The sequence below is a fragment of the Sorangiineae bacterium MSr11367 genome (assembly GCA_037157805.1).
Lineage (GTDB): Bacteria > Myxococcota_A > Polyangia > Polyangiales > Polyangiaceae > Pendulispora > Pendulispora rubella.
Map to the genome: position 1 here is coordinate 11,755,057 of CP089983.1, position 25,781 is coordinate 11,780,837.

The following is a 25,781-nucleotide window of genomic DNA, read 5'->3' on the forward strand; positions in this document are numbered from 1 at the left end:
AGGAAGCTCCCGATTGCCCATGAAGACATTCACCGAATCGTTTCTCGACGAGAGCATCGAGCTCATTCGCAAGTTGGACACCGCGAGCATCGAGGCTCTGGCCGAAGGCCTGGCCGGCGTACGCGCCGCCGGTGGCCGCCTCTTCATCCTGGGCGTGGGCGGCTCCGCGGGCCACGCAGGCCACGCGGTGAACGACTTTCGCAAGATCTGCGGCCTCGAGTCGTACGCCCCCACCGACAACGTGTCGGAACTCACCGCGCGCGTGAACGACGAGGGCTGGGACACCAGCTTCTCCGAGTGGCTCAAAGTCTCCCGCTTGAACGAGCGTGACGGCGTGCTGGTCTTCTCCGTGGGCGGCGGAAACCGCGTGAAGAACGTCTCCGTGAACTTGGTGCGCTCCCTCGAGCTCGCGCGCGAACGCGGGTCGAAGATCTTCGGCATCGTCGGCCGAGACGGCGGGTACACGAAGGAAGTCGCCGACGTCTGCGTGCTCATCCCCACCGTCGCGAGCGAGCGCATCACCCCGCATACGGAGGGTTTTTGCGCCGTCGTCTGGCACTTGCTGGTGAGCCATCCCAAGCTTCAAGCGCAGACCACGAAATGGGAGTCGGTAAAGTAAACCTCCGTCGCGGCGTCATCCTCGACCGCGATGGCACCTTGATCGACGTCGTCCGCGACGAAGAAACCGGCGCCATCACCACCGCCTTCCACCCGAGCCACCTGCGTCTGCTCGCCGGCGTGGAAGAGGGATTGCGCCTTCTGCACGACGCGGGCTACGTCCTCGCCATCGCCACGAACCAGCCTGGCCCCGCCAAGGGCCACTTCGGGCGCGCCGCCGTGGAGCGAACGAACGATGCGCTGGTGACGATGCTCGCCGATCGGGGCATCCCGATCGCCAAGGTTGCAACCTGCATGCATCACCCCGACGGGGGCGCGGGGGGCGATGCCTCGCTGGTCGGCCCATGCCCGTGCCGTAAGCCGAAACCGGGGCTTCTGCTCGATTTGATGCAGGAGCTCGCCCTGGATCCGGCGCAGTCCTGGATGCTCGGCGACACCTCCTCCGACGTGGAGGCCGGCCACGCCGCAGGACTCCGCGCAGGGCTCATTTTCGCGCCGAATCGCTGCGAGCTTTGCCCCTTGCGGCCGCCGCACGGCATGACCGCGTCCACGCGGCGCCCCCCCGATTTAGCGGGGGCGACCGTACGCGACCTGGCGTTGAAGATTGCAAATACGCCGTAATCGAGCCGTCCGGGCGGATTGCCTTTCGGCGACGAAAATGTGATCGAAGCAAGGAGGCCCGGGCATCCATCGCGCGGCGCCGCATCCGGTCCACCCCTAGCTCGTGCTAGAGTGCGCCTTCTTTCCCTTTGGAGCAAAGTGCATGGCCATTTTCATCGACAGCTCGGACCCCAAGGAAATCCAGGAACTCTATGGCTGGGGTGTGCTGTCAGGCGTCACCACCAATCCGCTCATCATCGCGCGTGAAGCGCCCGATGCCGATCTCGGCGAGCGCATTCGCGAAGTTCTCAAGGTGAGCTGGGGCGACGTCTCCGTCGAGCTCACGACCGAGACCGAGCGCGAGCAGCTCGAAGAGGCCCTCGTCTACCACGCGTGGGATCGCGAGCGAATCTGTATCAAGGTGCCCATGAGCGAGCACGGCCTGCGGGTCGTTCATGCGCTCACCAAGAAGGGCATCAAGACCAACGTGACGTGCATGATGGCCATGAACCAGGCGTACCTCGCCGCGCTGGCGGGGGCCACGTACGTGAGCATCTTCTCCGGCCGCGTGAAAGACCTGGGCTACGACGTTCGCCCGGTCATTTCCTCGACGCGCACCATCTTGGAGCGCGAGGGCCTGCCGGCCAAGATCATCGTGGGCTCCATGCGCTCCATGTTCGACATCAACGAGGCGCTGGAGGCGGGTGCGCACATCCCGACGATCACTCCGCCGCTTCTGCGCAAGATGGTCCACCATCCCCGCACCGAATCCACCATCGAGGAGTTCAACAATGCGTGGCGCAACCGCGGAAGCAAGAAGTAGGCGACGCCACCCGTGGTATAGCGGCACGAACATGGCCAGTGACAACAAAGTCCCCAAGTACGTCGTCGAAGAGGTCAACTACGCCCTGACGGACGCCATCGGCCGCCCGCGGACGGTGCTCGACGTGGGGTGCGGCATTGGCACCAACGGCAAGGTCGCACGCGATCATGGGGCCCACGTCGTGGGCATCGAGATCGTGCCCGAGTCGGCCGCCCGCGCGCGGGAAGTGCTCGACGAGGTCTATTCGGTCAACATCGAGACCGACGAGGTGCTCGACGCGCTGAAGGGCCGCAAGTTCGATTTGATTCTCTTCGCGGACGTGCTCGAGCACACCGTGAATCCGCTCGCCGTGCTGGCGCGCCTGTCCAACCTGCTCGAGGACGGCGGGCACGTCATCGTGTCGCTTCCCAACGTGGCCGCGTGGACAGTGCGCCTCGGTTTGCTCGCGGGCAACTTCACCTACGAGCCGAGCGGCATCCTCGACGACAGCCATCTGCGCTTCTTCACGCGCGAAACGGCCATGCGCCTCGTCGAAGAATCCGGCCTCGAGATCATGCGGGTGGATCTCAACCCGATGCTCGTGCGCGCGGCCAAGCCGCTCATTCGCAAGCAGCTGCTCGAGAAGCAATCCAACGGCGAGGTCGACCCGCTCGCGCTGAGCAAGTCGTCCCTTTACCAGGCGTACATGCAGTTCGTGCGTCCGGTCGAAGGGCTGGTCGCCAAGAGCGCGCCGGGCCTTCTCGCCTTCCAGTGTGTCATCGTGGCACGCAAGCCACCGCGCACGAAGAAGCTCTCGCTCACCGTCGGCATGCTCACGCTCAACGAAGAGGAGAGCGTCGAGAAGATGATCGACGAGATCCGCGACGTGGCCCCCGACGCGGAGATCTTGCTCGTGGACGGTTCGAGCGACCGCACGCCCGAGCTGGCCGCGGCCAAGGGCGCACGCGTCATCCGGCAGCTTCCACCGCGGGGCCATGGCCCCGCCATGGAGCTGCTGATGTACGAGGCGGCGAAGCAGAGCGACGCGCTCATCTACCTCGACTGCGACTTCACCTACCCCACGCAGATGATCCCGCGCATTCGCGGCCTGCTCGAGCAGGGCGCGGACGTGGTGAATGCGAGCCGCACGTACCACTACCCCAAGGCGATGCCGGTGCCGAACTTCCTCGCAAACCGCTTCTTCGCCGCCACGGCGTACGCGGTCCACGGCGTCCCCACGACGGACGTGCACAGCGGCATGCGCGGCTATCGCTCGTCGGTGATCCGCGCGTTCGATTTCGACGGCTCGGGCGATGCCCTCCCGCTGGACACGCTCATTCTGCCGGCCAAATCGAACTACAACATCGTCGAAGTGCCCATCGACTACAACGAGCGCGTGGGCGTCTCCAAGCTGGCCAAGCTTCGCGGCACGGCGTGGACCTTCATCCGCATCGCCACCGCCGTGGGCAAGGGCGAGCGCGTGCAGAGCGGACGCCGCTACCGCCACGTCGCGGGCTGAAAAGCCCTCACGTGGCGGGGCGCACCCGCATCAGGAACTGGTACTCGCTGCGCGTGACGATGCGCCACGGCAGCGAGTGCACCTCGAACGGCCACACCAGGTCGTCGATGCGCCCCTGCGCTTTGGCGATGAGCGTGACCCACTCCGTCGGGGACAGGTATTTGCCGCGCACGAGCACCCCCGCGGCGTAGTTGCCCACGATGTCCATCGCCAGCAAGGTGGCGTTGCTCACCGGGCCGAAGCGAAAGTGGTCCTTGATGATCAACGCGCCCCCCGGACGGAGAACGCGCATGGCCTCGCCCACGACGGCCTCGGGCGACTCGGCGTGGTGGAGCACGTCGGCGATGGTCACCAGGTCGAACGACGCATCGTCGAACGGGAGCACACGGCCGTCGTAAGGCTTGACGTCGATGGCGACTTCGTCGCGGACCTTCACGTCGACCCCCACGAGCTCCTCGACGCCAAGGCGCTGCGCCACATCGCGCGCCAGCGTGCCGTCGCCGCATCCCACATCGAGCATCGCACGCGCACCGCGGGGGGAAAGCTCGGTGATGGCGCGCGAGAGGCGCTCCACGCGCGGTACGTGAATCTGGGCGGTGTGCCAGCGGAAAATGGGCAGGTTGCTTAGACGCACCGCTAGTGAGTTAGCCGCGCACCGCTTGGAAGGCAAGGAGGTTACCGGGGCCTCGCCGCACGAAGTCGCGCAACGCGCCACGGCGCAGGGACGATGGTCCATGCATGACGAGAGAAAGCCTTCGAATGGGCCGCGGCGTGTGGGTTGTGGGCCTCACGGCCTTCGCAGCGACGTGCGTCTCCCTGAGCCCCATCGCATGCTCCTCGAGCGACAACGACGAGCCGCTCCGCACCGCCGACGCGAGTTCCGATACCCTCCTCGTTCCGCCCGCTCCGTGCGATCTCTCGAAGGACTTCGGAGCGCCCACGACGGTTCCCGGTCTACCGACGGGCGCGGCCAAAGGGAGCGGAGGCCGGCTCTCGCCCGACGAGCTGGCGATTTACTACGACGACGGCAAAGGGCTCGTCGCGGCGACGCGGCCCGATCGTTCGAGCCCGTTCACCACGAAAGCATGGTTCGACGCGGTCAACAGCGGCAAGGGTGACTATACGCCCTGGGTGAGTGCGGACGGCCGAACGGTTTTCTTCGTGAGCGGTCGCACCGACGGCGCCGGAACGCTGTTTCGGGCCGAGCGCTCCGATACGGGAGGCGCCTTCGGCCCGGCCAAAGAAGAGCCCGTGAGGCCGTTCGTCAACGGGGTCACGGAACCGTACGTCCGCGAGAACGTCGAGCTGTGGTTCGGCCTCCGGAGCGGCACCGACGCTCGCATCGCCCGCAGCGCCATCGCCTCGGACGGCGGGTTCGAACCCGCCGCCGCGCAAAGCGAGCTCCGCGAAGGATCGAGCTCCGATGGCTCACCGGTCATCAGCTCGGACGGGCTCACGATATTTTTCGCGTCCAAGAGGCCAACGAGCGTGGATTACGACATCTGGACGGCCACGCGCGCGAGCGCGACGGGTACTTTTTCTAAGCCCACGCGCGTGCCATCCCTCAGCACGGCCTACAGCGACTCGCCCACCTGGATCTCCTCGGACAGCTGCCGCCTCTACCTCACCTCCGATCGCCCCGAGGGAACGAGCGACGCGGGGGCGAACACGCCTCACATCTGGGTCTCGGCCCGCCCGCACTAGGCGGGCGGGAGCATCTTCTTCCGCGGCGAAAGCCTGCAAACAGAGCCTTCGACGATCTCGCTGCAACAACCGCTTGACTCGAATGCTCGCACCGGATAGACAGCGTCTTCTCTGAGAGCGGGCTATTAGCTCAATTGGTAGAGCAGCGGACTCTTAATCCGTTGGCTGATGGTTCGAGTCCATCATAGCCCACCCGATGTTCCCCTCCCCGACCGACGTCCCCCCCAGGCCGTCGGTCACGCGCGGAGCGAGGCGGCGTCGATGACGAAGCGGTAACGCACGTCGTTCTTCACGAGGCGTTCGTAGGCTTCGTTGACTTGCTGGACCTGGATGGTCTCGATGTCGGAGACGATGCCGTGCGACGCGCAGTAGTCGAGCATCTCCTGCGTCTCCTTGATGCCACCGATGTTCGAGCCGGCGAAGCGGCGGTTGCCGCTCACCAACGAGAAAGGCTCGACAGGGAGGGCCTCGGGCGGCAGGCCCACGAGCGCCAGGGTGCCGTGGTGGTGCAACGTTTCAAAATACTGGTTCAAGTTGTGCGGCGCCGACACCGTGTCGACGATCAGGTTGAACCGGTTGGCCAGCTTCTTGAAGACGCCCTTCTCACTCGTCACCTCGAACGCGTGGGCGCCGAGCCTCCGAGCATCGGCCTCCTTCGAGCGCGAGGTGCTCAGCACCGTGACCTCGGCGCCCATCGACACGGCGAACTTCACCGCCATGTGCCCCAAGCCGCCCAGGCCCACCACGGCCACGCGATCGCCCTTTTTGCAATTGAACTGCCGCAACGGCGAGTACGTGGTGATGCCCGCGCAAAGCAGCGGCGCGGTCGCCGCCAGATCGAGACCCGCGGGAACCTTGAGCACGTAGTGGTCGCGCACCACGATCTGGGACGAGTAGCCGCCGAAGGTCGGCGTCTTCCGGTCCATCTCCGTGCTGTTGTACGTGTACGCCGGTCCCTCGTCGCAGAAGTTCTCCAAGTCGTCGTGGCACGCGCCGCACTTCCCGCACGAGTCCACGAAGCAGCCGACGGCACCGATGTCGCCGACCTTGAACTTCGTCACGTCCTTGCCCACCCGGGTCACGCGGCCGACGATCTCGTGGCCGGGAACCATCGGAAAAATAGCCCCGCCCCACTCGTCGCGCGCCTGGTGAAGGTCGCTATGGCAGATGCCCGAATACAGGATTTCCAGAAGGACGTCCTTCGGACCGGGATCGCGCCGCTCGATGATCGTTGGTGCCAGTTTTGCCCCCGCCGTTGCCGCTGCGTATGCCGGTGTTTTCAACATGTGATGAACTCCTTTATCGAGGCGGGAGCATGGCCCCGAAGGCCGATGTGGAAAAGGCGCACCGAGCGGACGTGCTATGTAGAAAATCTTACGAATGGCTTTTACGCCACTGAATGCCCTGAACTCGTTCCTGGCGGTTGCGCGCCGGCAAAGCTTTGCTGCCGCCGCATCGGAGCTTGGTGTGTCGCCTTCGTCGCTGAGTCAGTCGGTGCGCCAGCTCGAAACGCGGCTGGGGGTGACCTTGCTCTCCCGGACCACACGAAGCGTATCACTCACCGATGCGGGGCGCCGCCTGCTCGAGCAAGCAGGGCCGGGGATCCAGCAGGCGATGGACGCGTTGAAGGGCTCGTCCGCGCGGCCCGGCGAGGTCACCGGCCGGGTGCGGCTCACCGTGCTTCCCCTGGCGTGGGACCGGGTCATCGCGCCGATTCTTCCGCGCTTCGCGGCGCGCTTTCCGGCCATCGAGGTGGAGGTGCAGGTCGAGAACCGCCGCGCGAACATCGTGGCCGAGGGCTTCGACGGCGGCATCACGCTGGAGGAATTCGTGGCCCGCGACATGGTGCACGTGCGCCTCACCGGCGCGGCACGCTTCGTCGTCGGCGCCTCACCGCGCTACGTGAAGAAGCGCGGCGCCCCCCAGACACCGCGCGATCTCGCCGCACACAACTGCATCTGCTACCGCTCGCCGAACACGGGGCGGATCTGGCCCTGGGACCTCGAGCGCGGCAAGCGCACGTGGCGCGTGCCCGTGCGCGGTACGTACATCACCAACGACGAGCGCGTCGTTCTCTCACTGACCGAGGCAGGGATCGGGCTCGGCTACATCTTCGAGCCGGATATGACCGCACAGCTCAAAAACGGAAGCCTGCAGATCGTCCTCGAGGACTACGCGGCCTCCGTTCCTGGTTTTTTCCTCTATTTTCCGAGCCGCACGCAGGTCTCGCCAGCCTTTCGCGCCTTCATCGACACCGCCCGCGAGACCATGGCCCGCAGCCGCTAGCTATGGCCGATCGGCCTATCGGCAAGATCGTCGATTGAATTTGAACAGGGAGATCGGGAGATCGAGAGATCCAGAGATCTTTGGGTTGGCTCGACGCGCACCGCTCGGTTCAGTACAAAATTCACTGCTCCCGACCTCCCGATCTCCCTGTTCAACATTCAGGGTCACGCCAGAGAGCGGTGGTGCCAGTTTCTGCCGAGCGAGCCTAGTTCGAGTGCTTCTCGATCATTTTGCCGAGGCGCGGGACGGCGGCTTCGACGTTCTTCTTTGCGGTACCGCGAAGCTTGTCGTACGTGCCCTTCACCACGCCGCTCTTCGACTTCTGCGCCTTCGCATCGGTGATGGCGAGAAGGGCGTCGGCCACCTTGCTCGTGTTGGCATCGAAGAAGGCCGCGACCGGCTTGTTCTCGGTCTGAGCCTGTTGGTACAGCGGGTCGAGCGCGTCGGCGAACTCGGGCAGAAGATCGCCTACGACTTGCTTGATGAACCCCGGCTTGACCCCTTTGACCGCCGCATAACCCGCCTTGATGGCGAGCCCCGAGATGCCGGACTTGTCCGCCACTTCGGCGTCGATGAGCGCGAGGCAATCGTCGACGACGGCGGTCTTTTTCGCTTCGCTGGTGAGTACTTCAGGGAGCTTCGGCATCGGGACTTCCACCTTTCGTGGTCTGATAGGTCGTAAGAAGGATGGTTCGGCGATAGCACACCTTGTCGGCATGTGCATGCGCCTGCAAGGCTGTGCTTGACTCGTCGCGTTAGTGGTGGTCCACCTTGGTGACTGAATCGTCATTCACTAAGGAGACGTCATGGCCACCGGCAACGGAAACGGAAATGGCAAGGCCCGTAGCGAGCGCATCGCCATCGTCGCAGGGCTGCGAACCCCGTTCGCAAAATCGCAGACCGCCTACCGCGATCTGAGCGCACTCGACCTCGGAAAAATCGTCGTGGCGGAGCTGCTCGCACGCTCTGAGCTGTCCCCCAAGGAAGTGGGCCTCTGCGTCTACGGCCAGGTGCTGCCGTCCATCGCCGCGCCCAACATCGCGCGCGAAATCGTGCTGGGCACGGCCATGCCCAAAGACATCCAGGCCTTCTCGGTCAGCCGCGCGTGTGCGACGTCGTTCCAATCGCTCACCAGCGCCGCCGAATCGATGCTCGCCGGCCAGCACGACGTGGCCATCACCGGCGGCGCCGACAGCGCGAGCGACGTGCCCATCACCGTCTCCAAGAAGCTCGCCGAGGCGCTCATGAACGCCAACAAGGCGAAGTCGTTCGGCGAAAAGCTGAGCGCCTTCCGCAAGCTCTCCGCGCGCGACTTCCTCCCCGTGCCGCCCTCGCTGAAGGAGCCGACCACGGGCCTCACCATGGGCGAGAGCGCGGAAAAAATGGCCAAGGAGGCGCACATCTCGCGCGAGGCGCAGGACGAATTCGCGCACCGCAGCCACTCGCGCGCCGCCAAGGCGTGGAGCGATGGGCTCTTCGACCAAGAGGTGATGCACGTCGTTCCGGGGCCGCGCTACGACAAGCCCATCGCACGCGACAACACGGTGCGCGAGGAGTCGAGCCTCGAGGGCTACGGCAAATTGAAGCCGGCCTTCGATCGCAAATTCGGGAGCATCACCGCGGGCAATTCCTCGCCGCTCACTGATGGGGCCAGCGCGCTTCTGGTCATGACCGAGCAAAAGGCCAAGGCCCTCGGCTACCGCCCGCTGGGTTACCTGCGCTCTTGGGCCTACGCCGCGCTCGATCCCGGCGATTGGATGCTCATGGGCCCGAGCTATGCGACGCCCCTTGCGCTCGACCGCGCGGGGCTCACGCTCGCGGACATGGACCTCGTGGACATGCACGAGGCCTTCGCCGCGCAGATCCTGTGCAACACCCAGGCCTTCGCCTCGAAGAAGTTCGCCGAGGAGAAACTCGGACGGAACGAGGCCATCGGCGAAATCGACGACGCGAAGTTCAACGTGCACGGCGGGTCGATTTCCATCGGCCACCCGTTTGCGGCCACCGGGGCGCGCATGGTCACGACGGTGCTCCACGAACTGAAACGGCGCGGCAAACAATTCGGTCTCGCGACGGCATGCGCCGCCGGTGGGCTCGGCGCCGCGGTCGTGTTGGAGGTGGGCGAATGAGCACGCAAACGTTGGCAGCGACGCAAACGCCGCAGGATAGCTCGGCGTCCATCGTGGGCATCGAGGTGCGGCCGGACGGCATCGCGGTGATCACGCTCGATGCGCCGGGCGAGTCGGTGAACACGCTCACCGAGCGCTTCGGCACGGAGCTGAAGGCGGCGTTCGATCTCGTCACGCAAGACGCGAACGTCACCGCCGCGGTCCTCACCAGCGGCAAGAAGGACTTCGTGGTCGGCGCGAACATCGACATGCTCAAGTCGATCACCTTGGCGGCCGACGCCGAGCGCCTTTCGCGCGAGGGGGCGCTGTCGTTCCGCGCCATCAAGGCCTCGAAGAAGCCATTCGTCGCCGCCGTGCACGGGCAGGCGCTGGGCGGCGGTTTCGAGCTCGCACTGGCATGCCACGCCATCGTGGCCAGCGACGACAAGAAGACGCTGTTCGGCCTTCCGGAGGTGCAGCTCGGCCTTCTGCCCGGAGCCAATGGCCTCATGCGCGTCGCCGAGCGCGCGGGCCTCCAAGTGGCACTCGACCTGGGCCTCACCGGGAAAAATACGCGCGCCGCCAAGGCGAAGAAGCTCGGCCTCGTCGACGAGGTGGCCCCGGCGTCCATCCTCCTCGAGGTCGCCGTGAAGGTGGCGAAAGAGCTCGCCGAGGGAAAACCGCGCGCACGCCCGGGCTTCAAATTCGACGGCCCGCACCTCACGCAGCTCGCGCTGGAGAAGAACCCCGCCGGGCGCGCGCTGCTGTTCCGCAAGGCGCGCGAGGCCACGCGCAAGAAGACGCGCGGCCACTACCCCGCCACGGAGCGCATCCTCGACGTGCTCGAGCGCTACGGCGACAAAGGCTTCGACGCCGCCGCGGAGCTCGAGGCGCGCGTCTTCGGCGAGCTCGTGGTGAGCGAGACGGCGCACCGCCTGGAGGACATCTTCTTCGCCACCACGGCGCTGAAGAAGGACAGCGGCGTCGACGATCCGCAGGTCAAAGGCCAAGTCCCGAGCAAAATCGGCATGCTGGGCGGTGGCCTCATGGGCGGCGGCATCGCCTACGTGTCCCTCAACGCCGGCGTGCACGTTCGCCTCAAGGACAAGGACGACGAGGGCATCGGGCGCGGACTGCAATATGTACGCGGCATCCTCGATGAGCGCGTGAAAAAGCGTCAGCTCTCGCGCGAGGAGCGCGACCAGCTCTTCGCGCGCCTCACGGCCACCACCGACTACAGCGGCTTGCGCGATGCCGGCATCGTCATCGAGGCCGTCTTCGAGGACCTGGCGCTCAAGCACCGCATCCTGCGCGAGGTCGAGGCGGTGACCAAAGAGGACACGATCTTCGCATCGAACACCTCGTCCATCCCCATCGGCAAAATCGCGGAAGCCTCCAAGCGGCCGCACACCGTGGTGGGGATGCACTACTTCAGCCCCGTGCACAAGATGCCGCTGCTCGAGGTGATCCGCACCAAGGCCACGTCACCCCAGGTGGTGGCCAGCGCCGTGGCGCTCGGGAAAAAGCAGGGCAAGACCGTCATCGTGGTGAACGATGGCGTGGGCTTCTACACGAGCCGAATCCTCGCGCCGTACATGAACGAGGCGGCGTACTTGCTCTCCGAGGGCGTGCCCATCGAGACGCTGGATCGCGCACTCGTCGATTGGGGATGGCCCGTCGGCCCGGTCACCTTGCTCGACGAAGTGGGCATCGACGTGGCCGCGCACGTCGGCCCCATCATGCTGGATGCCTTCGGCGAGCGCTTTACGCCGCCCGACACCATGTCGAAGCTCGTCGCCGACGACCGCAAGGGCCGCAAGAACGAGCGCGGCTTCTACCTCTATGGCAAAAACGCCAAAGGGAAGAAGAAGGCCGTCGATCCTTCGGTGTACACCACGCTGGGCATCGAGCCGAAAACGGGCGCCCCCGTCTTGGCCGAAGAGCTGCAAATGCGCTGCTCGCTCCAATTCGTGAACGAGGCCCTGCGCTGCTACGGCGAGGGCATCTTGCGCACGCCCCGCGACGGCGACATCGGCGCCATCTTCGGGTTGGGCTTCCCGCCCTTCCGCGGTGGTCCGTTCCGCTACGTCGACACCATCGGTGCGGCGGAGATCCTGCGGCGCACGCAGGGCTACTACGACCGATTCGGCAAGCGCTGGGAGCCCGCCCCGCTCTTGGTCGAGATGGCCAAAAAGGGCGCGCGCTTCTACTGAGGGTTTAGGGTTTAGGGGTTAGGGTTTAGGGGAGAAGAGACCTTTCTCTCTTCCCTACGCCCTAGCCCGTTCCCCTTTATGGAAGGGGGTTTTCTCTTTCCTAAACCCTAACCCCCTTCTCCTACCCCTTTCCTCTAGGCGGCCGCGACGTTCGGCGGTCGCGTCCTCCGCCGCCTCCGCCGCCGCCTGGGCCGCCGTCGCGCGGCCGAGCTTCGTTCACGGTCAAGGTGCGGCCGCCGAAGACGAAGCCGTGCAGGGCGTCGATGGCCCGTTTGGCGTCGTCGTCGGAGGCCATTTGGACGAAGGCGAAGCCCCGTGGCTGGCCGGTCATGCGATCGTGAATGATGGCGACGTCGGCCACGTTGCGGCCGTCGCCCGCGAAGAGGTCGCGAAGCTGCGTCTCGTCGCACGTGTAAGGAAGGTTTCCCACGTAGACCTTGGTCCCCATGCTCCTCACTCCCAATTAGGAGCGTACGGGGCTCAGTGCGCTTTGCAAGCGTCGCGCGATTGCGAACCCCCCGGCCGGGGAAATGACTATAAGAGCCCACATGATTCCGCGCTATACGCCTGCCGATTTCCAGGAGCTCTGGTCGCCCGAACGCAAACTTTCCACCTGGCTCGAGGTCGAATTGGCCGCCTGCGCCGCCATGGAAGAAGCCGGATCGGTGCCGGCCGGCACGGCGGCCAACCTGCGCGCCAAAGGAATTGTGCTCGATGCCGCGCGCGTCGATGCCATTGAAAAGGTCACGAAGCACGACGTCATCGCGTTTCTGACGCACGCCGAAGAGAAGGCCGGCATCGAGGCGCGCTGGCTTCACCGCGGGATGACGTCGAGCGATGTGCTCGATTCGTCGTTCGCCATTCTATTGCGCGATGCGGCGGGACTCCTGCTCACGCGCGCCGAACGCCTTCTGCGCGCATTGGAAACGCGCGCGCGCGAGTTTGCCAAGACGCCATTGATTGGACGGAGCCACGGTATTTTTGCCGAGCCCACCACCTTTGGCCTGGCGCTCGCCGGACATTATGCGGAAATTGCACGAGGTGTAGGCCGGCTGCGGGCCGCGCAGAAGGAGATCGCGGTCGGAAAAATCGCCGGCGCGGTCGGCACCTACGCGCATCTCTCGCCCGAAATCGAGAAGAAGGCGCTCGGGGCGCTCGGCCTGGAGCCCGAGACCGTGGCCACGCAGATCGTCGCGCGCGATCGCCATGCGGCGTTCTTCTCGGCGCTGGCCCTGCTCGCGGCGGGCATCGAGCGCTTCGCCACCAACGTGCGAAGCTGGCAGCGCTCCGACGTCGGCGAGGCCGAGGAGCCCTTCACCGTGGGCCAGAAAGGCTCGAGCGCGATGCCGCACAAGCGCAACCCGGTGGTGAGTGAGAACCTGTGCGGACTGGCCCGCATCGTCCGCGCCGCGGTGACGCCCGCCTTGGAGAACGTCGCCCTCTGGCACGAGCGCGACATTTCGCACTCCTCGGTGGAGCGCATGATCGCGCCCGACGCGACGGCGACGCTCGGGTACATGCTGGACCGCTGCGCGGCCCTGGTCGAAGGCCTCGTGGTGTATCCGGAGAACCTGCAGCGCAATTTGGATCGCGCAGGCTCGCTCTACTTCTCGGAGGCCGTGCTCCTGGCGCTGGTCGATTCGGGCATGGCGCGGCAGGAGGCCTACGTGCTCGTGCAGCGCAACGCGATGCGCGCGTGGTCGGGCGAGGGCAAATTCTACGACAACCTCGCCGCCGACGCCGATATCACCGCGCGCCTGCCGGCGGGCAAGCTCACCGAGTGCTTCGATCTGGAGCATGCGCTGGCCCACGTGCCGGCCATTCTCGAACGCGCCTTCGCGCGATGACGCGCACCTGGGTCCTCGCCGTGGGCGGACTCGCCGCCCTCGGCGGGCTGACCTTCTTCTTCTGGAAGATCGGCAGCCCGCCCGCGCCGCCTGCCCGTGCCGCCGTCGCCGAAACCGACGCTGGCGCCGACGCGTGCACCGCCTTGCGCGACGCCAATGAGGCCATGCTCGAGAAGCTTCAGCAGGCGAAGAAGGATTGCCACATCGTGCGGCCCGATCTCGGGTGCGTGACGACCCGCACGGGCGTCATGTGGGGCTATCGCATCGCGCGCACCCGCACCAAGCCCGCCGAGGGCAACGACGTGCAGGAAATCCAAGAATGCGCCACGGAACACGACGTCGAACTCGTGCGCCGCGACGCGGCGGGAACCAAGGTCCTCGCGGGCGGGAAGGAGACGCTGTCCTACGACGGGTCCACCAAGCAAAACGAGCTCTCGCTGGAAGCCTTGGCGGACTACGACGGCGATGGCGAGGTCGAGATCCTGCGCGTTCACGATGCCTTCGTCCAGGAAGGCGCGCCCGAGCACACCGTCACCGTTCTGACCTTCAAGGACGGCGACGCAAAGCCGTATCCGCCGGCCGCCGCGTTGAAGAAGATCGAGGCACAACGCGACGTCGACGGCGATGGTCGCCCCGACCTGCTCTCGCGCGGCCCCTACGCCGGCGTGGCGGTGACCGACGCTCTCGGCAACGAGCGCCCACTCGGCTCGGCGATGTTCGCGTACCACGCGCTCGCGAATGGCGCATTCGAGCTCGGGGACGCCGCATCCGTCGCCTACACCCGCAGCCGCTGCCCCTCCCCGCCGAAGGACGTGGCCATCACCTTGGACGATACGACGGGGGCGACCGAACACGACGCGTTCGCCGACTCGCTCGTTTGTGCGCGTCTTTGGGGCGTGACCCAGGAAAAAATCGAGCACGCGTGGGCCTCCGTGTGCCGCGATTTCGACGCCGCCGAAAACCCGTTCGCCTGCCAAACCTGGCCCACCGCCCTGGCCGCGGCCACCCCCCCGTTCGTGCTTCGCTGAGCGAGCGCGCTACTTCCTCTTCCCTTTTTTGGCGACCGCCTTGCCACCGCCCCCGGACGGTGCGGGCGGCGTGAAGGGGACCGGCTCGGTGTAGGCACCGCCGACACCCGCGGCGAGCTTCGGCGGCGTGAGCCAGGGACGGCCGAGGAACGCCTGCCGCTCGATGGCGGCGCGGTTGAACGGCGCATCGACGCCGGCCGGGATGTCCACGTCGGTCAGAAACGTCGTCCGCGACGTGAAAGCACCCGGGCGGGGCGGCGTTTGCTCGGGCCCGGCCACGATGGCGAGCTTCGGATCGAGCTGAAAGCGCAACGTGCGCAGCACCTTGGCCTTGAAGATCATTTGGCATTCATAGCGCCCCGGCTTCCACTTGCCGCTGTCGCGCGCCACGTAAATGCCGCCATCGAGCTGCGTCCACTGCACCTTCTTGTTGCGCGCCCCGTCGCTGTACGAAAACGAATCCTGTCCGAAGTTCACGTCCCCGTCCTTCTCGAAAGGCTGCCCGTTCATCGTGCAACGGAGTTTGCCGGGATCGTTGAACTCGCCGCCTTCTTGCTTGGTGATGGCCCGAACGTGGAGTGAACCACCGTCCCAATCCCAATAGGCGACATTTTCGATCAACTTGTAATCGTGATCGACGTAATAATCGACGTTGGCGTATTCCGAATTGTTCGACCCATAATTGCGTACGGTAAAATTAATCTTTCGCAGCAATTGATCCGGCTTGCCTGCGGCGCGATAAGCAATTTCGGCATCGTAGGTTCCGATTTTGGGATAATTGATGGCGCCGTCCTTGATGTCGCAAAGGACCTCGCCCTGGTCTTGCCAATTCGGGAAGGTGGCGCCATCGGGTTTCGCTTCGGAGATCTCGGGAACGGCGCATTGGGTGGTGCCCACGGTCTTCGCGCCATCCTTCCACGTGACCACGATGGCCGCCGCATCGTCGGCCTTGCCCCAGAGCTCGAACTTCAGGCGCGTTGGCTGCCATCCGCCCCTTTTCGTACCGCCTTTGGGATCGGGCACCCAGCCGGTGCCAACCTGCACGTTGATCGTGGTATCCACCACGAGCAAGCCGGCGCCAGGCTTGAGCGCACGACGCTCGGCGACCACCTGCGCATGGTCCGCCTTCGCCGGCGATGCCGCGAACAGCGTCGTCATTCCCAGGCCAAGTACGCAAAGAACCCCTCTCGTTGCCAATCGCATGAAGTAACCTCCAGCGAGAGGATGCGCGGCGAAGTTCCAAGTTGCGTTCGCTGCCCAAATTTAATTCACGTATTCGAAAACGACCTTTGACGGTCGAATTCTTCACTGGACCGAATTGCGCTCAGGACCGCGCGATGCGCACCGTCCACGCGCTCTTGGCGATGATGCGGGCGATACGCGGCAGGTGCCACAAACGCAGCTTGCTCTCCTCGTCGGCATAAATCGGACGCACGGGGACCTCCGCGATGGAGATGCGGCGTGCGGCGAGTTGCGCGAGCAGATCGTTCGGGTAGCCGTAACGCGGCCAGAGCGCATCGAGCGCTCCATCCCGCGCGAGCCGCTGGCAGGCGGCGCGCGAAAGCGCGGTGTAGCCGCACTGGCTGTCGTGGATCGGCAAACCGATGGCCCACGAGGTGAGGCGCGAGAACACGGCGCCGCCCAGACGGCGTGCCTTGGGCATCACCGCGCCCACGTCCGGCGCGGAGAAGCGCTCGCCTTTGACGTACCCCGCCTCGCCGCGCGCGATGGGGGCCACCACGGCGGGCAGATCCGCAGGATCCATTTGGCCGTCTCCGGCCATCACGACCAGGACGTCGCGCTCGCCCTCGGTTTGGGTCAGGGCGTGCCGGTAACCGCTCACGATAGCCGCCCCCACGCCGCGGTTCTCGGGATGGCGAAGCACCACCACGCGCGGATCGCCCACGTTCTCTGCGGCCTCGGCGGTTCGGTCGCGGCTGTTGTCGTCCACCACGACGACGTGGTCGACCCAACCGGGAAGCGTGTGCAAGACACGCGCGATCCGTGCCTCTTCCTCGAAAGCGGGAACCACAACGACAACGTGGGCATCGGCGAACATGGGTCGCGTGTAGTATCACCCCGGACGTGCGCAAACGAGTCGCGCTCGGAGTGGCTTTGCTGGTGGTGGGCGTTCTCGCCTTCACGGTCTTGTACCGTCCGTTTCCCTCGGACCGCACACCGGAGGGCGCGTACATGCGCGTCGCGCGCGCCGTCACCGAGGACCGGCTGACCGACATGTTCCCGTACCTCGAGACCGACGCGCAGTGGGCGAGCTACACCATCCGCGACATGCGCGCGAAGGCCTGCACGCGCATCCGCGGCAGCTACCCCGAGCCCGAGCGCAGTCGCATGCTCGCCGCCTACGAGCCCCAGGCCAACGTGCCCGACGGGGCCGACGTCTTCGCCTTGCTCGCGCGCCAGCGCGGCTGGATTGCCCGCCTGCGCAAAGACCTCTCGGGCGTGGTCCGCACCGAAATCGACGGCGACCGCGCGAGCGTCGTCACCGCGCGCGGCACACGCTACCCCTTCCACCGTCGCGACAACGGCATCTGGGGCCTCACCATCTTCACCCCGGAGCTCATCGCCGAAAGCGAACGCGCCTCGCGCGACCTCGCCGTGGTCACCTCCGCCGCCGACGACTACGGCCGCGCCGGCGACGCCGGCGAAGCCCGCCGCCACTAGAAGCTAGAAGAATGGGGATTCACAGGAAGACGGGAAGACGGGAAGGTTTTTTAGAGGTTCAGTGAGCCTAAGGGAGATCATTGAACCCCAAAAAAAGCGCTCCGCGCCTTCTGTGCCGTAAGTCCTTCCCGTCTTCCCGTCTTCCCGTCTTCCCGTCTTCCTGTAAAATCTTCAGCGTTTACAGCGCCGAGAATGCTCAGGGTTCCGTGGGGAGGCCGGTGCGGGACCAGCCTGGCTCGGTCAGTTGGCCGAAGGGATCGCGGGCGCCGTCCCAGCCGGCGCGTTGGTCCACCACGTCGGTGAAGCCCGCGTCGAGCAGCGCACGGGCCGCGCGGAGCGAGCGGCCGCCGGACTTGCACCCCACGACGAGCTTCGCATCCTTGGGGTAGCGCGCGCTCACGTCGGCCACGAAGTCGGGGTTCGGCGCCATGCTGCCGCCACTCAAGACCGCAAAGGGGATGTTCACCGAGTGCGCCGGGCGCCCCTCTGCGAATTCCTCCTCGGTGCGGACGTCCAGATAGATGTAGCCGCGCGTGACATACTCGGCGGCTTCCTGTGGGGAAATGCGGGTCGGTTCGGCGGGCATGTGCATGTTTTCCATGCTCTTTTCGGAAAAGGCAAGACGCGGAAGCAATCTCAGGCATGCCGCGCTATGATGTCAGGATGAAGCGGCACCGCGGGCTCATGGATCAACGCGGCGCATCTCTTACGGAGTATGTGCTGATTTTGGCGGCGGTGCTGTGCGCCGTTGGGGTGGCGTACAAGCTGTTGGGCAAGAAGGTCGGCCATCAAGCGGCACACGAGTCGAACACCACGTTCCACAGTGAGACGGCAGAGCCTAACGCGCCGGAGAACGGCGGCCTACCGAGCGCTGGGAAGAGCAGCATCGCGTCCAAGGCCTCGCTCGAGAACGGAGCCGTCACCCGGGCTCGGGCCCTGGCCACGGACGTGAAGGCGAAGGTCAACGAGAAGATCCAAGAGGCGTCCAACGCCGACTTGGAAGACTTCAGCATGAAGAAGATGGCGCGCTGGCTCGCCATCGTGATCGCGGCGCTGGGCCTCGGGGTCGGCTACAGCGTGTACCGACGCGGCCGTGCAGACGCCACGACCGCCGACAACGATCCCGACGCGACAGGTCCCCACCCGCCGCAGCCGGCTCGGACGAGCGCCGTGCGCGCCCGCACGCCGAGCGCCGCACCGACGAAGTACACGGACTGACGTCGCCGCTCACTCCGAGTGGCTGCGCGTGCGCTGCACGAGGGGGCGCATCGGCACCCCGCGGCGCTTCGCCTCCGTGCGCATGCGCACGTACTCGACCTTGCGCGCTTCCTCGAGCGCGGCGCGGTTGGGAAAGGGCTGCGGGCGCTGGGCCGTGGCGCGCAGGTACTCCGCGAGATCCACGATGCGGTAGCCCGGCGTCTCGGGGTGCGCGGGATCGTACTTGCGCTCATCGAGCCACGCGAGAAGGCGTGGGAGTGCGGCCAACGTCGAGGGCTTCACATCGTGCAGCAGGATGATGCCGCCGCCGTTGTATTCGAGCTGCCCCTCGAGGCTCCCCGCCAGCTGAATGGGATCGTTGGCGAGCATGTCCTGCGACTCGACGCTCCAGAGAACGAGCTCCCAGGCGCGCTCCGCGATCGCCTGCTGCGTGAACGGATCCAGGCTGCCGTACGGCGGGCGGAAGAACACGGGCCGGCGTCCGGTGACGCGTTCGATCGACGCGGCGCCTTGGTCCATCTGGGCGAGCGCCCGCGTATGCGCGACCGCGGTGAGCTGCTCGTGGTCGTGCGTGTGGTTGCCCACCGTGTGCCCCGCGCGCACGATCTGGCGAACGACTTCGCGCGCGGCCTCGGCATGCGCGTCGTCGCCGTCGAGGTAGCGCCCGATCAAGAAGAAGGTCGCGCGGACGCCGTACTTCTCGAGCACGCGCAGGATCGCGGGCGTGGTCGCGGGCGACGGACCGTCGTCGAAGGTGAACGTGACGAGGCGCTCACCGACCTGGGGATCCGGATCGGGCCCCTCGGCCAAGAGCCACGCCCGGTTGAGTCCCGCGTCGGGGTTGAGCCTCGGCCAGGGAAGCAGATCGGGCAAGGCGCTGAAGAGCGGCGACAGCGGCTGCAGTGGAGGTTCCGGCGGCAGCGAGGGCGCAGGCCCGGAGGCGCGGCGCTGCTGCGGCTGACCCGCGCGGTCGATGGCCTCGCGGGCTACCTTGGTCGCATCGCGTGCCGCGGACCGTGCGGTGGTCTCGAATTGCTCAATTTTATCTGAATTTTCATCAAGATACCGACGCACCCGGGGGAGGTCGGGGCGGCCCAGACCCATCCATGTCCCGGCGGCCAGGGCAAGCAGCGGGATCCATCCTCGGAAGCTCGTCACGAGTCGATCCTAGGTAGCGCATCGCTATCCGGCCAAGTTCTAGACCGACAAAAACCTACTTATCCCACACGCCTGGCGTGCGGGCGTGGCGCGTTCCAAACGGCTCGGCTCGAACCGGATCGGCAGCCCAGGGCGCGGCGAAGGCATCGCGCATGACCAGCTCGGCGACCTTGCCGCGCGGGGAGAAGCCCCACTCGGCCTCCTGCGAGACGTCCTCGGGATCGGCGTAGTAGCGCCAGACGAAGAACCCCGCAAAATCGGGCTCGTCGAGGAGCGGCGCCAGGAGGGCGTGGTACGCGAGAGCTTGCGCGTCCTCGTCGACCTTCACGTGGGCCATCGTGTCGGGCCATTCCCATGGACGGACGGCGGGATCGGGCCGGGTGGTGTAGCCGATCTCGGTGAAGAGCACCGGCTTGTGCCACGTCTCGGCGAGCGCATGCACCTTGTCGCGAACCTTGCGCGCGCCCTCGAGTTGGGCGGCGTACCCGTCGCCGTCGCGCTGGGCGAGGGGGTAGAAGGCGTTGATGCCGATGACGTCGAGATCGCCCAAAATGACGGTGCGATCGACGTCGTCCCAGTTGGCGGAGTACGTCAGCGTGCCGTGGTAGATGCGGCGGAGATCGCGCACGATGGCGCCGAAGCTCGGGGCGCGTGCGGTGGTGACCCACGAGCGCAGCTCGACGCCGGCGGAGAGCATTTCGACGCCCGTTTCCTCGGCGAGCTTGGCCCAGGTGCGCACGAAGTCGCCGTAGCTTTTCGCCCACGCGTCCCAGCCAGCGTCCGTCTTGGGATCGATTTCGGCGCGCCATCCGCCGGATTCGACCCAAATGTGCGGAACGAGCATCACCTTGAGGCCGCGCTCGTGGGCCATCTCGATGCCGCGGCGAACGGCGGCGCGGTTTTCCTCGAAGGGCATCTCGAAGGTGGGGTCGATGCCGCGGCCCGAAAGATCGGCGGTGCGGCCAAAGGGTGTGATGGCGATCCACTCGGCACCGGCGCGCTGGCATTCGGCGAGGGTGCGCTCGTACGGCTCGGAGCCGTAGCCCTTGCCCGGGTGATAGCCGTTCTCGATGGGGCCGATGGTGATGCCGCGGGCTCCGCGCCAGCCGGCGTCGTGCCAGCCTTGGGCCGAGGGGAGAGGCTTGTCGCTTCCGGGAACCGCCCCCGAGGCTGCCCCACTTCCCGAGATGGCAACCAGGGCGGCCGCGAGAAGGGGCCACCGGACGCTAGGAAACATGGATGAGATCACTTTGCATCGAAGGCGAAGCCGAGGGTGGCGCCGAGCCGCCACCATAGCCCGCCCGCGTCGACCGTGGACGGTGGGTTTTCGCGGGCCCCCTTCCAGGCCGGGTGCGCTTCGAAGACCAGCGGCGAGACGAGAAGCCGCCAACCCGGCGTGAGCGAAAGCGAGCCTTCGATCGCGGCGCGACCGAGGACGGTCAACCCATACGAGCCCGCGCACGAAGCCTTGGATGCATCGGGGCCCGATGCGTCCGCGACGAGGCCGGCCACGCCGAGGCCGACGCCTGCGCCCACACGCAGCCGCGGAAGCGCCCGCACCGCGAAGGCCCCCGTGGCGAGGCCGCCCAGTTCCACGGAGGATGCGTCGTCGGCCTGCTGGCAAAGCGCGGACGGCTTGGATCCGCCGTAGGTCAGCGCCACGAAGCGCAGGCCGCCGGTGACGAGGACGCGCGAGGCGGGGTTGAACACGTAGCGCGCTTCGAGGGCACCGCCGGGGCGCACGTGACCGTCCAAGTCCCCGAGGCGCGGAAGGAACGCGCCGACCTCCACGGAGAAGAGAAACCGTCGCGCGAGGCCGTGCGTGGCCATGGTGGACGGCACGTCCGCCGGCGGCGCATCCTCGGAGGCCGCCGGGCTCGTGGCCGATACGAGCTTCGCCGAAACGAGGATGGCCCGACCGTAGCGCGCCTCCACGTCGGCCTCGTACACGCGGTGTCCCGGGTGCTCGACGCGCACGCGGTGCGGGCCCGGCGCGACGTCCAACCCGACGGGCGTGGGCGAGCCCGCGGGCTTTCCATCGACGGTCACGCTGGCGCCGGCGGGATCCGAGTCGATGGCCATCTGCGAGGGACGGCGTCGCAGCTCATTGAGCTCGCGGGTCGCTTCCGCGCGCTCGGAAGGCATGAGATCGGTCTGCTCGAGGTAGCCCTCGAGGGCGCGCGCGGCATCCTCGGGCTCGTCGAGCCGCTGATGGCATCGCGCGATGTTCCAAATCTCGCTCGAGGGGCCGCCCAACCGACGCGCCGCCGTGAAAAAGCGAATCGCATCGCGAAAGCGCCCTTCACGAAACGCGCGCACCCCTTGCTGGTCCAAACCACGCGCGCGCACGATTCCCTCTCCACTGGGGATCTGCGCAAACACGAGGAGCGCCAACGCGAGAGCCTGCATCGCGGTCTACCTTTGGTAGACGAGCGGCGCGCGGAAATCACGTTTATGACTTAGGCGGAGACGAGAATGATCTTCGTGACCTCGGGGGCAGCACCCACACGCGAGGGCGGGCCGGCCACGCCGAATCCGCGATTGACCCAGAGGGTGGAGCCCTGTTCCTCGTAGCGACCGGCGAGGTAGCGCATGAAGAGCGAGGCGGGCCGGAAGCCCGGGTTGATCTGTCCGCCGTGCGTGTGGCCCGATAGCTGAAGCGCAACGCGACCGCGGGCGACCGGGAAATATTGCGGCTGGTGCGCGAGCAGGATGCGCGGCCGATCCGGTGGAACCATCGCGAGGGCGCGCTCGAGCGACGGAGGCTCCTCGCGCGACCCGATGGCGAACATGTCGGCCACGCCGAGCAGGGAGAAGCCGCCCTGATCGCGCCCGCGCAGAACCAGGCCCTCGTTCACCAAGGTGCGGACGCCGGCGGCGCGCAACCCCGCGAGGACATCCTGCGCGCCCGTATAGTAATCGTGGTTGCCCAGGATGGCGGTCACGCCGTCGCGCGGGTGGCCGCCGAGGGATCCCAGCGCCCGCGCCATCTGCGCAATGTAGTGCTCGTCGTGGTCGACCAGATCGCCCGTGGCCACGATGAGATCGGGCTTCGTCTGGAGCACGCGCTCGAAGCCCTCGCGCAGCTCGCGGTCGCCGACGAAGAGCCCCACATGAATGTCGGAGACCTGCGCGATGGTGTAGCCATCGAGCGCGCGGGGAAGCCCCACGATGCGCACGGGCACTTCCTCGATTTCGAAGGCATGACGCCCCCGCACGATGCCCCAGCCCAGCGCCGATCCCGTTCCGGCCAACACGGTGGCCCCGCCCACCCCTTCGATCATCTGCCGCCGCGTGAACTCCAGGGCCCCCGGGTTGGGTGGGGCGAGATCCGCGGGAGGGCTGGGGTGGGGGAGGTCAGGAGCCTCCGCCTTCTTGCCCCACCGCTTGCGAAGGCCGACGCCCAGATCCAGCCCGATGTGGATCAGGAACAGCGGGATCATGCTGATGGCGACGACCGACGCCTCGATCATGCCGGCGGCGAACAGCTGCTGGCTCTTGCTGCCGTGCCATGCCGACTGCATCATCCGCGCGGCCGGCGTGATGACCACGAGGCACGCGACGATGGCCCAGACCGTGCGCCGGCGTGCGCCGAGCCACGGGGAAACGCGCATGGCCCAGATGGCGAGCAGCGAGTGGACGCACGCGCTGATCGTCAACAGGAACCCCGAAAATACGAACGTGCGGACCATGCTCGGAGGATCGAACGGCTACGGTAGCACGCGCATTCCGGCCGGCCATGCACCGGACACGACGCGCTCGATGCCCCCGTAATCGCGAGCTATTCTCACATCCTCGAAGCCGCGCTGTTCGAAGAGCTGCCCCACGTCGGGTGCCTCGCCCGCGCCCACCTCGACGGCCAACACGCCGCCGTCCACGAGGAAAGCGGGCGCGTCCTGCACGATGCGGCGGAGCAGATCCAGGCCGTCCTGCCCGCCATCGAGCGCCAGGATCGGCTCGAAGCTGCGGATGTCCTCCGCCAGGGTCGCGATCTCTTCGCTGGGGATGTACGGGGGGTTCGCGGTGACCACATCGAAGCGCAACCCCGCGCGTGACGCCAAGGCGCCGAACAGATCGCCCGAGGCCCAGCCGACGTTGAACGCGCCGAGGCGGTGCGCATTGTCGCGCGCCACCGCCAACGCGCCCTCGCTGATGTCGCTCGCGAGGACCTGGGCCGTGGGACGCTCGCGCCCCAGCGAGATGGCCACGCAGCCACTGCCCGTGCACAAGTCGAGCGCGCGCATGCTCAGGGAAACGTGGCGCGTGCGCTCGAGCGCGACCTGGACGAGCACCTCCGTGTCGGGGCGCGGGATGAGAACGCGCGCGTCGACCCGAAAGGGTCGCCCGAAGAATTCGCGCTCGCCGCGCAAGAAGGCGACCGGCTCGTGCTTTCGCCGCCGCTTCACCAGCTCGCGAAAGCGCGCGAGCTCGTCCGCCTCGAGCGGGCGGCGTGCGTCGACGATGAGGCGCACGCGGTCCGTGTCGAGCGCGAAGGCGAGCAACACTTCCGCGTCGAGACGCGGCGATTCGATGCCGCGCGCGCGAAAATCGTCGGTCGCCCAGCGGACGACGGCTTCGATGGTCCAGGTTTCCTTCACGGGGCCGTCGTGCGGCGCGCCTCGATCACGGCAGCTTCGACTTCTGCGCGGATGCGATCGCGCTCTTCGGCGGTGGTCGCCTCGAAGCGCATCACCAGCACCGGCCCCGTATTGGACGCGCGCACGAGCCCCCAGGCGGGCTTGCCCGGCTCACCGAATTGAATGCGCGCTCCGTCGATGTCGATGACCTCGCGCCCGCTCTTCTTGTAGTGCTCCGTCACCGCCCGCACCACGTCGAACTTGATGGCGTCGGGGCAATCGACCCGCAGCTCCGGCGTCGAGAACGTGGTGGGCACGTCGGCGAGCATCTCGCCGATGGATCGCCCGTCGTTCGCGACGATCTCCAAGAGACGCAACGACGCGTAGATGGCATCGTCGAAGCCGAAATAGCGATCGGCGAAGAAGAGGTGCCCGCTCATTTCCCCGGCCAGGAGCGCGCCCGTCTCCTTCATCTTCGTCTTGATGAGCGAGTGCCCCGTCTTCCACAAGATGGGCTTCCCGCCATGCTTCGCGATGTCGTCGTACAGCGTTTGCGAGCACTTCACCTCGCCCAAAATCGCCGCCCCGGGATGCTCCTTCAGCAGGGCGCGCGAGAAGAGGATCATCAGCTTGTCGCCCCAGATCACGTCACCGTTGGCGTCGATGGCGCCGAGTCGGTCCGCGTCGCCGTCGTAGGCGATGCCCACCCGCGCGCGGTTCTTCTTCACGCGATCGATGAGCTCGGCGACGTTCTCCAGCACCGTGGGATCGGGGTGGTGGTTGGGGAAGTTCCCGTCCATTTCGCAGTAGAGCGCGTCCGGCGTGAGGCCGAGCGCCTTCATGACCGCGAGCGCGGTGGGGCCACCGGCGCCATTTCCGGCATCGACGACGAAGGGCAGCGGGCCCGGCGGAAGCTTGATGCGCTCCTTCACGGCCTCGATGTACGCGGGGAGCACGTCCACGACCTGGTGCGAGCCCTCGGCGTCCGGGGCAAAGCGTTTCTCTTCGATGAGGTGGAAGAGGTCCACGATGTCCGGGCCGAAGAAGCTGCCCTTGCCCTTCATGATCTTGAAGCCGTTGTCCTCGCCCGGGTTGTGGCTTCCCGTGATCTGGATGCCGCCGTCGGTCCCCAGATGGTGCACGGCGAAGTAGAGGAGCGGCGTGGGGACGACGCCGATGTCGACGACGTCGATTCCCACCTGCGTGAGCCCGCCGATGAGCGCCGCGTGCAGCCGCGGGCTCGACAGTCGACAGTCGCGGCCGACGGCCAATCGCGTGCGCCCGCCCTTCGCGTTGGCCTTGGCCAACATCGTCCCGATACCGCGGCCGAGGGCAGTGGCTAGGGCGTCGGTCAAATCCCGATCGGCAACCCCCCGGATGTCGTACTCGCGAAAAATGTGGCGCAGGGAAGCGAAACTCAT

25 protein-coding genes and 1 tRNA gene are annotated in these 25,781 nt (G+C 66.7%); 13 read left to right on the forward strand and 13 right to left on the reverse strand.

The window, feature by feature from the left end; translation table 11 throughout:
* The first annotated feature begins 19 nt into the window (after window positions 1-19).
* From LVJ94_45730 to LVJ94_45745, 4 genes are all read left to right on the forward strand, one after another.
* Window positions 20-619: an SIS domain-containing protein gene (locus LVJ94_45730; protein ID WXB04194.1), complete on the forward strand. Its 600-nt coding sequence runs from the start codon at window positions 20-22 to the stop codon at window positions 617-619.
* Complete coding sequence (locus tag LVJ94_45735) at window positions 601-1,239, forward strand: HAD-IIIA family hydrolase (GenBank protein WXB04195.1); 639 nt, start codon at window positions 601-603, stop codon at window positions 1,237-1,239. Before LVJ94_45730 ends, LVJ94_45735 begins: the two co-directional genes overlap by 19 nt.
* Window positions 1,240-1,381: 142 nt before the next feature.
* Window positions 1,382-2,041 (forward strand): transaldolase, encoded by a 660-nt coding sequence (locus LVJ94_45740; protein ID WXB04196.1) that lies wholly within the window; start codon window positions 1,382-1,384, stop codon window positions 2,039-2,041.
* Window positions 2,042-2,072: 31 nt separating this feature from the next.
* Window positions 2,073-3,539 carry a methyltransferase domain-containing protein gene (locus tag LVJ94_45745; GenBank protein WXB04197.1) on the forward strand — a complete coding sequence of 489 codons (1,467 nt, stop codon included), beginning with the start codon at window positions 2,073-2,075 and terminating at the stop codon, window positions 3,537-3,539.
* 7 nt (window positions 3,540-3,546) lie between these two features.
* Here LVJ94_45745 and LVJ94_45750 read toward each other — a convergent pair whose 3' ends face one another.
* Window positions 3,547-4,173 (reverse strand): methyltransferase domain-containing protein, encoded by a 627-nt coding sequence (locus tag LVJ94_45750; GenBank protein WXB04198.1) that lies wholly within the window; start codon window positions 4,171-4,173, stop codon window positions 3,547-3,549.
* A 104-nt stretch (window positions 4,174-4,277) separates the two neighbouring features.
* On the opposite strand from LVJ94_45750, the gene LVJ94_45755 reads away from it, so the two are divergent.
* Both LVJ94_45755 and LVJ94_45760 read left to right on the forward strand, forming a co-directional pair.
* A complete protein-coding gene (locus tag LVJ94_45755) occupies window positions 4,278-5,243 on the forward strand; it encodes a hypothetical protein (protein WXB04199.1) in 966 nt (321 codons plus the stop codon).
* Window positions 5,244-5,362: 119 nt separating this feature from the next.
* Window positions 5,363-5,435, forward strand: a tRNA-Lys gene (locus LVJ94_45760).
* A 44-nt stretch (window positions 5,436-5,479) separates the two neighbouring features.
* On the opposite strand, the gene LVJ94_45765 is transcribed toward LVJ94_45760, so the two are convergent.
* Window positions 5,480-6,529, reverse strand: a complete 1,050-nt coding sequence (locus LVJ94_45765; protein ID WXB04200.1) for an NAD(P)-dependent alcohol dehydrogenase — start codon at window positions 6,527-6,529, stop codon at window positions 5,480-5,482.
* A 94-nt stretch (window positions 6,530-6,623) separates the two neighbouring features.
* On the opposite strand from LVJ94_45765, the gene LVJ94_45770 reads away from it, so the two are divergent.
* Window positions 6,624-7,529, forward strand: a complete 906-nt coding sequence (locus tag LVJ94_45770; protein ID WXB04201.1) for a LysR family transcriptional regulator — start codon at window positions 6,624-6,626, stop codon at window positions 7,527-7,529.
* Between the two features lie 205 nt (window positions 7,530-7,734).
* Here LVJ94_45770 and LVJ94_45775 read toward each other — a convergent pair whose 3' ends face one another.
* Complete coding sequence (locus tag LVJ94_45775; protein ID WXB04202.1) at window positions 7,735-8,175, reverse strand: hypothetical protein; 441 nt, start codon at window positions 8,173-8,175, stop codon at window positions 7,735-7,737.
* Window positions 8,176-8,335: 160 nt separating this feature from the next.
* Between LVJ94_45775 and fadI the strand changes: the two genes are divergently transcribed.
* Together fadI and fadJ are read left to right on the forward strand one after the other, a co-directional pair.
* Window positions 8,336-9,658: an acetyl-CoA C-acyltransferase FadI gene (fadI, locus tag LVJ94_45780; protein ID WXB04203.1), complete on the forward strand. Its 1,323-nt coding sequence runs from the start codon at window positions 8,336-8,338 to the stop codon at window positions 9,656-9,658.
* Complete coding sequence (fadJ, locus tag LVJ94_45785) at window positions 9,655-11,850, forward strand: fatty acid oxidation complex subunit alpha FadJ (protein WXB04204.1); 2,196 nt, start codon at window positions 9,655-9,657, stop codon at window positions 11,848-11,850. The genes fadI and fadJ overlap by 4 nt, the downstream gene beginning before the upstream one ends.
* A 121-nt stretch (window positions 11,851-11,971) precedes the next feature.
* Here the strand turns inward: fadJ and LVJ94_45790 are convergent, their stop codons facing one another.
* On the reverse strand, window positions 11,972-12,298 hold the full coding sequence (locus LVJ94_45790) for an RNA-binding protein (GenBank protein ID WXB04205.1): 327 nt from the start codon (window positions 12,296-12,298) through the stop codon (window positions 11,972-11,974).
* Between the two features lie 100 nt (window positions 12,299-12,398).
* On the opposite strand from LVJ94_45790, the gene purB reads away from it, so the two are divergent.
* The gene (gene purB, locus LVJ94_45795) at window positions 12,399-13,697 is read left to right on the forward strand and encodes an adenylosuccinate lyase (protein WXB04206.1); all 1,299 of its coding nucleotides are present in this window, start codon (window positions 12,399-12,401) and stop codon (window positions 13,695-13,697) included.
* A complete protein-coding gene (locus tag LVJ94_45800; protein ID WXB04207.1) occupies window positions 13,694-14,725 on the forward strand; it encodes a hypothetical protein in 1,032 nt (343 codons plus the stop codon). The genes purB and LVJ94_45800 overlap by 4 nt, the downstream gene beginning before the upstream one ends.
* A gap of 9 nt (window positions 14,726-14,734) precedes the next feature.
* Here the strand turns inward: LVJ94_45800 and LVJ94_45805 are convergent, their stop codons facing one another.
* The gene (locus LVJ94_45805; GenBank protein WXB04208.1) at window positions 14,735-15,883 is read right to left on the reverse strand and encodes a hypothetical protein; all 1,149 of its coding nucleotides are present in this window, start codon (window positions 15,881-15,883) and stop codon (window positions 14,735-14,737) included.
* Window positions 15,884-16,049: 166 nt separating this feature from the next.
* On the reverse strand, window positions 16,050-16,784 hold the full coding sequence (locus LVJ94_45810; protein WXB04209.1) for a glycosyltransferase family 2 protein: 735 nt from the start codon (window positions 16,782-16,784) through the stop codon (window positions 16,050-16,052).
* A gap of 26 nt (window positions 16,785-16,810) precedes the next feature.
* On the opposite strand from LVJ94_45810, the gene LVJ94_45815 reads away from it, so the two are divergent.
* On the forward strand, window positions 16,811-17,407 hold the full coding sequence (locus tag LVJ94_45815; GenBank protein WXB04210.1) for a hypothetical protein: 597 nt from the start codon (window positions 16,811-16,813) through the stop codon (window positions 17,405-17,407).
* A gap of 196 nt (window positions 17,408-17,603) precedes the next feature.
* On the opposite strand, the gene LVJ94_45820 is transcribed toward LVJ94_45815, so the two are convergent.
* Window positions 17,604-17,993 (reverse strand): rhodanese-like domain-containing protein, encoded by a 390-nt coding sequence (locus LVJ94_45820; GenBank protein WXB04211.1) that lies wholly within the window; start codon window positions 17,991-17,993, stop codon window positions 17,604-17,606.
* A gap of 77 nt (window positions 17,994-18,070) precedes the next feature.
* Here LVJ94_45820 and LVJ94_45825 point away from each other — a divergent pair, with 77 nt between their 5' ends.
* Entirely contained in the window at window positions 18,071-18,625 is a 555-nt protein-coding gene (locus tag LVJ94_45825; protein ID WXB04212.1) for a hypothetical protein, read from the forward strand.
* 9 nt (window positions 18,626-18,634) lie between these two features.
* Here LVJ94_45825 and LVJ94_45830 read toward each other — a convergent pair whose 3' ends face one another.
* From LVJ94_45830 to LVJ94_45855, 6 genes are read right to left on the reverse strand one after another with little or no spacing between them, the layout of a single operon-like run.
* Window positions 18,635-19,783 carry a polysaccharide deacetylase family protein gene (locus LVJ94_45830; GenBank protein WXB04213.1) on the reverse strand — a complete coding sequence of 383 codons (1,149 nt, stop codon included), beginning with the start codon at window positions 19,781-19,783 and terminating at the stop codon, window positions 18,635-18,637.
* Between the two features lie 55 nt (window positions 19,784-19,838).
* Entirely contained in the window at window positions 19,839-21,020 is a 1,182-nt protein-coding gene (locus LVJ94_45835; protein WXB04214.1) for a hypothetical protein, read from the reverse strand.
* A gap of 8 nt (window positions 21,021-21,028) precedes the next feature.
* Complete coding sequence (locus tag LVJ94_45840; GenBank protein WXB04215.1) at window positions 21,029-22,192, reverse strand: PEGA domain-containing protein; 1,164 nt, start codon at window positions 22,190-22,192, stop codon at window positions 21,029-21,031.
* Window positions 22,193-22,242: 50 nt separating this feature from the next.
* Window positions 22,243-23,475 carry a metallophosphoesterase gene (locus tag LVJ94_45845; GenBank protein ID WXB04216.1) on the reverse strand — a complete coding sequence of 411 codons (1,233 nt, stop codon included), beginning with the start codon at window positions 23,473-23,475 and terminating at the stop codon, window positions 22,243-22,245.
* Window positions 23,476-23,493: 18 nt separating this feature from the next.
* Complete coding sequence (gene prmC, locus LVJ94_45850; protein WXB04217.1) at window positions 23,494-24,381, reverse strand: peptide chain release factor N(5)-glutamine methyltransferase; 888 nt, start codon at window positions 24,379-24,381, stop codon at window positions 23,494-23,496.
* Complete coding sequence (locus LVJ94_45855) at window positions 24,378-25,781, reverse strand: phosphomannomutase/phosphoglucomutase (GenBank protein WXB04218.1); 1,404 nt, start codon at window positions 25,779-25,781, stop codon at window positions 24,378-24,380. Before LVJ94_45855 ends, prmC begins: the two co-directional genes overlap by 4 nt.

Excerpts from the sequence above, each read along its gene's own strand:
- LVJ94_45825 (WXB04212.1), top strand. The coding sequence starts at position 18,071 with ATGAAGCGGCACCGCGGGCTCATGGATCAACGCGGCGCATCTCTTACG.
- LVJ94_45820 (WXB04211.1), bottom strand. The coding sequence starts at position 17,993 with ATGCCCGCCGAACCGACCCGCATTTCCCCACAGGAAGCCGCCGAGTAT.
- LVJ94_45840 (WXB04215.1), bottom strand. The coding sequence starts at position 22,192 with ATGCAGGCTCTCGCGTTGGCGCTCCTCGTGTTTGCGCAGATCCCCAGT.
- purB (WXB04206.1), top strand. The coding sequence starts at position 12,399 with ATGATTCCGCGCTATACGCCTGCCGATTTCCAGGAGCTCTGGTCGCCC.
- fadJ (WXB04204.1), top strand. The coding sequence starts at position 9,655 with ATGAGCACGCAAACGTTGGCAGCGACGCAAACGCCGCAGGATAGCTCG.
- LVJ94_45730 (WXB04194.1), top strand. The coding sequence starts at position 20 with ATGAAGACATTCACCGAATCGTTTCTCGACGAGAGCATCGAGCTCATT.
- LVJ94_45835 (WXB04214.1), bottom strand. The coding sequence starts at position 21,020 with ATGTTTCCTAGCGTCCGGTGGCCCCTTCTCGCGGCCGCCCTGGTTGCC.
- LVJ94_45735 (WXB04195.1), top strand. The coding sequence starts at position 601 with ATGGGAGTCGGTAAAGTAAACCTCCGTCGCGGCGTCATCCTCGACCGC.
- LVJ94_45790 (WXB04205.1), bottom strand. The coding sequence starts at position 12,298 with ATGGGGACCAAGGTCTACGTGGGAAACCTTCCTTACACGTGCGACGAG.
- fadI (WXB04203.1), top strand. The coding sequence starts at position 8,336 with ATGGCCACCGGCAACGGAAACGGAAATGGCAAGGCCCGTAGCGAGCGC.
- LVJ94_45765 (WXB04200.1), bottom strand. The coding sequence starts at position 6,529 with ATGTTGAAAACACCGGCATACGCAGCGGCAACGGCGGGGGCAAAACTG.
- LVJ94_45770 (WXB04201.1), top strand. The coding sequence starts at position 6,624 with ATGGCTTTTACGCCACTGAATGCCCTGAACTCGTTCCTGGCGGTTGCG.
- LVJ94_45745 (WXB04197.1), top strand. The coding sequence starts at position 2,073 with ATGGCCAGTGACAACAAAGTCCCCAAGTACGTCGTCGAAGAGGTCAAC.
- LVJ94_45805 (WXB04208.1), bottom strand. The coding sequence starts at position 15,883 with ATGACGACGCTGTTCGCGGCATCGCCGGCGAAGGCGGACCATGCGCAG.
- LVJ94_45755 (WXB04199.1), top strand. The coding sequence starts at position 4,278 with ATGACGAGAGAAAGCCTTCGAATGGGCCGCGGCGTGTGGGTTGTGGGC.
- LVJ94_45810 (WXB04209.1), bottom strand. The coding sequence starts at position 16,784 with ATGTTCGCCGATGCCCACGTTGTCGTTGTGGTTCCCGCTTTCGAGGAA.
- LVJ94_45775 (WXB04202.1), bottom strand. The coding sequence starts at position 8,175 with ATGCCGAAGCTCCCTGAAGTACTCACCAGCGAAGCGAAAAAGACCGCC.
- LVJ94_45800 (WXB04207.1), top strand. The coding sequence starts at position 13,694 with ATGACGCGCACCTGGGTCCTCGCCGTGGGCGGACTCGCCGCCCTCGGC.
- LVJ94_45845 (WXB04216.1), bottom strand. The coding sequence starts at position 23,475 with ATGGTCCGCACGTTCGTATTTTCGGGGTTCCTGTTGACGATCAGCGCG.
- LVJ94_45740 (WXB04196.1), top strand. The coding sequence starts at position 1,382 with ATGGCCATTTTCATCGACAGCTCGGACCCCAAGGAAATCCAGGAACTC.
- LVJ94_45855 (WXB04218.1), bottom strand. The coding sequence starts at position 25,781 with ATGAGTTTCGCTTCCCTGCGCCACATTTTTCGCGAGTACGACATCCGG.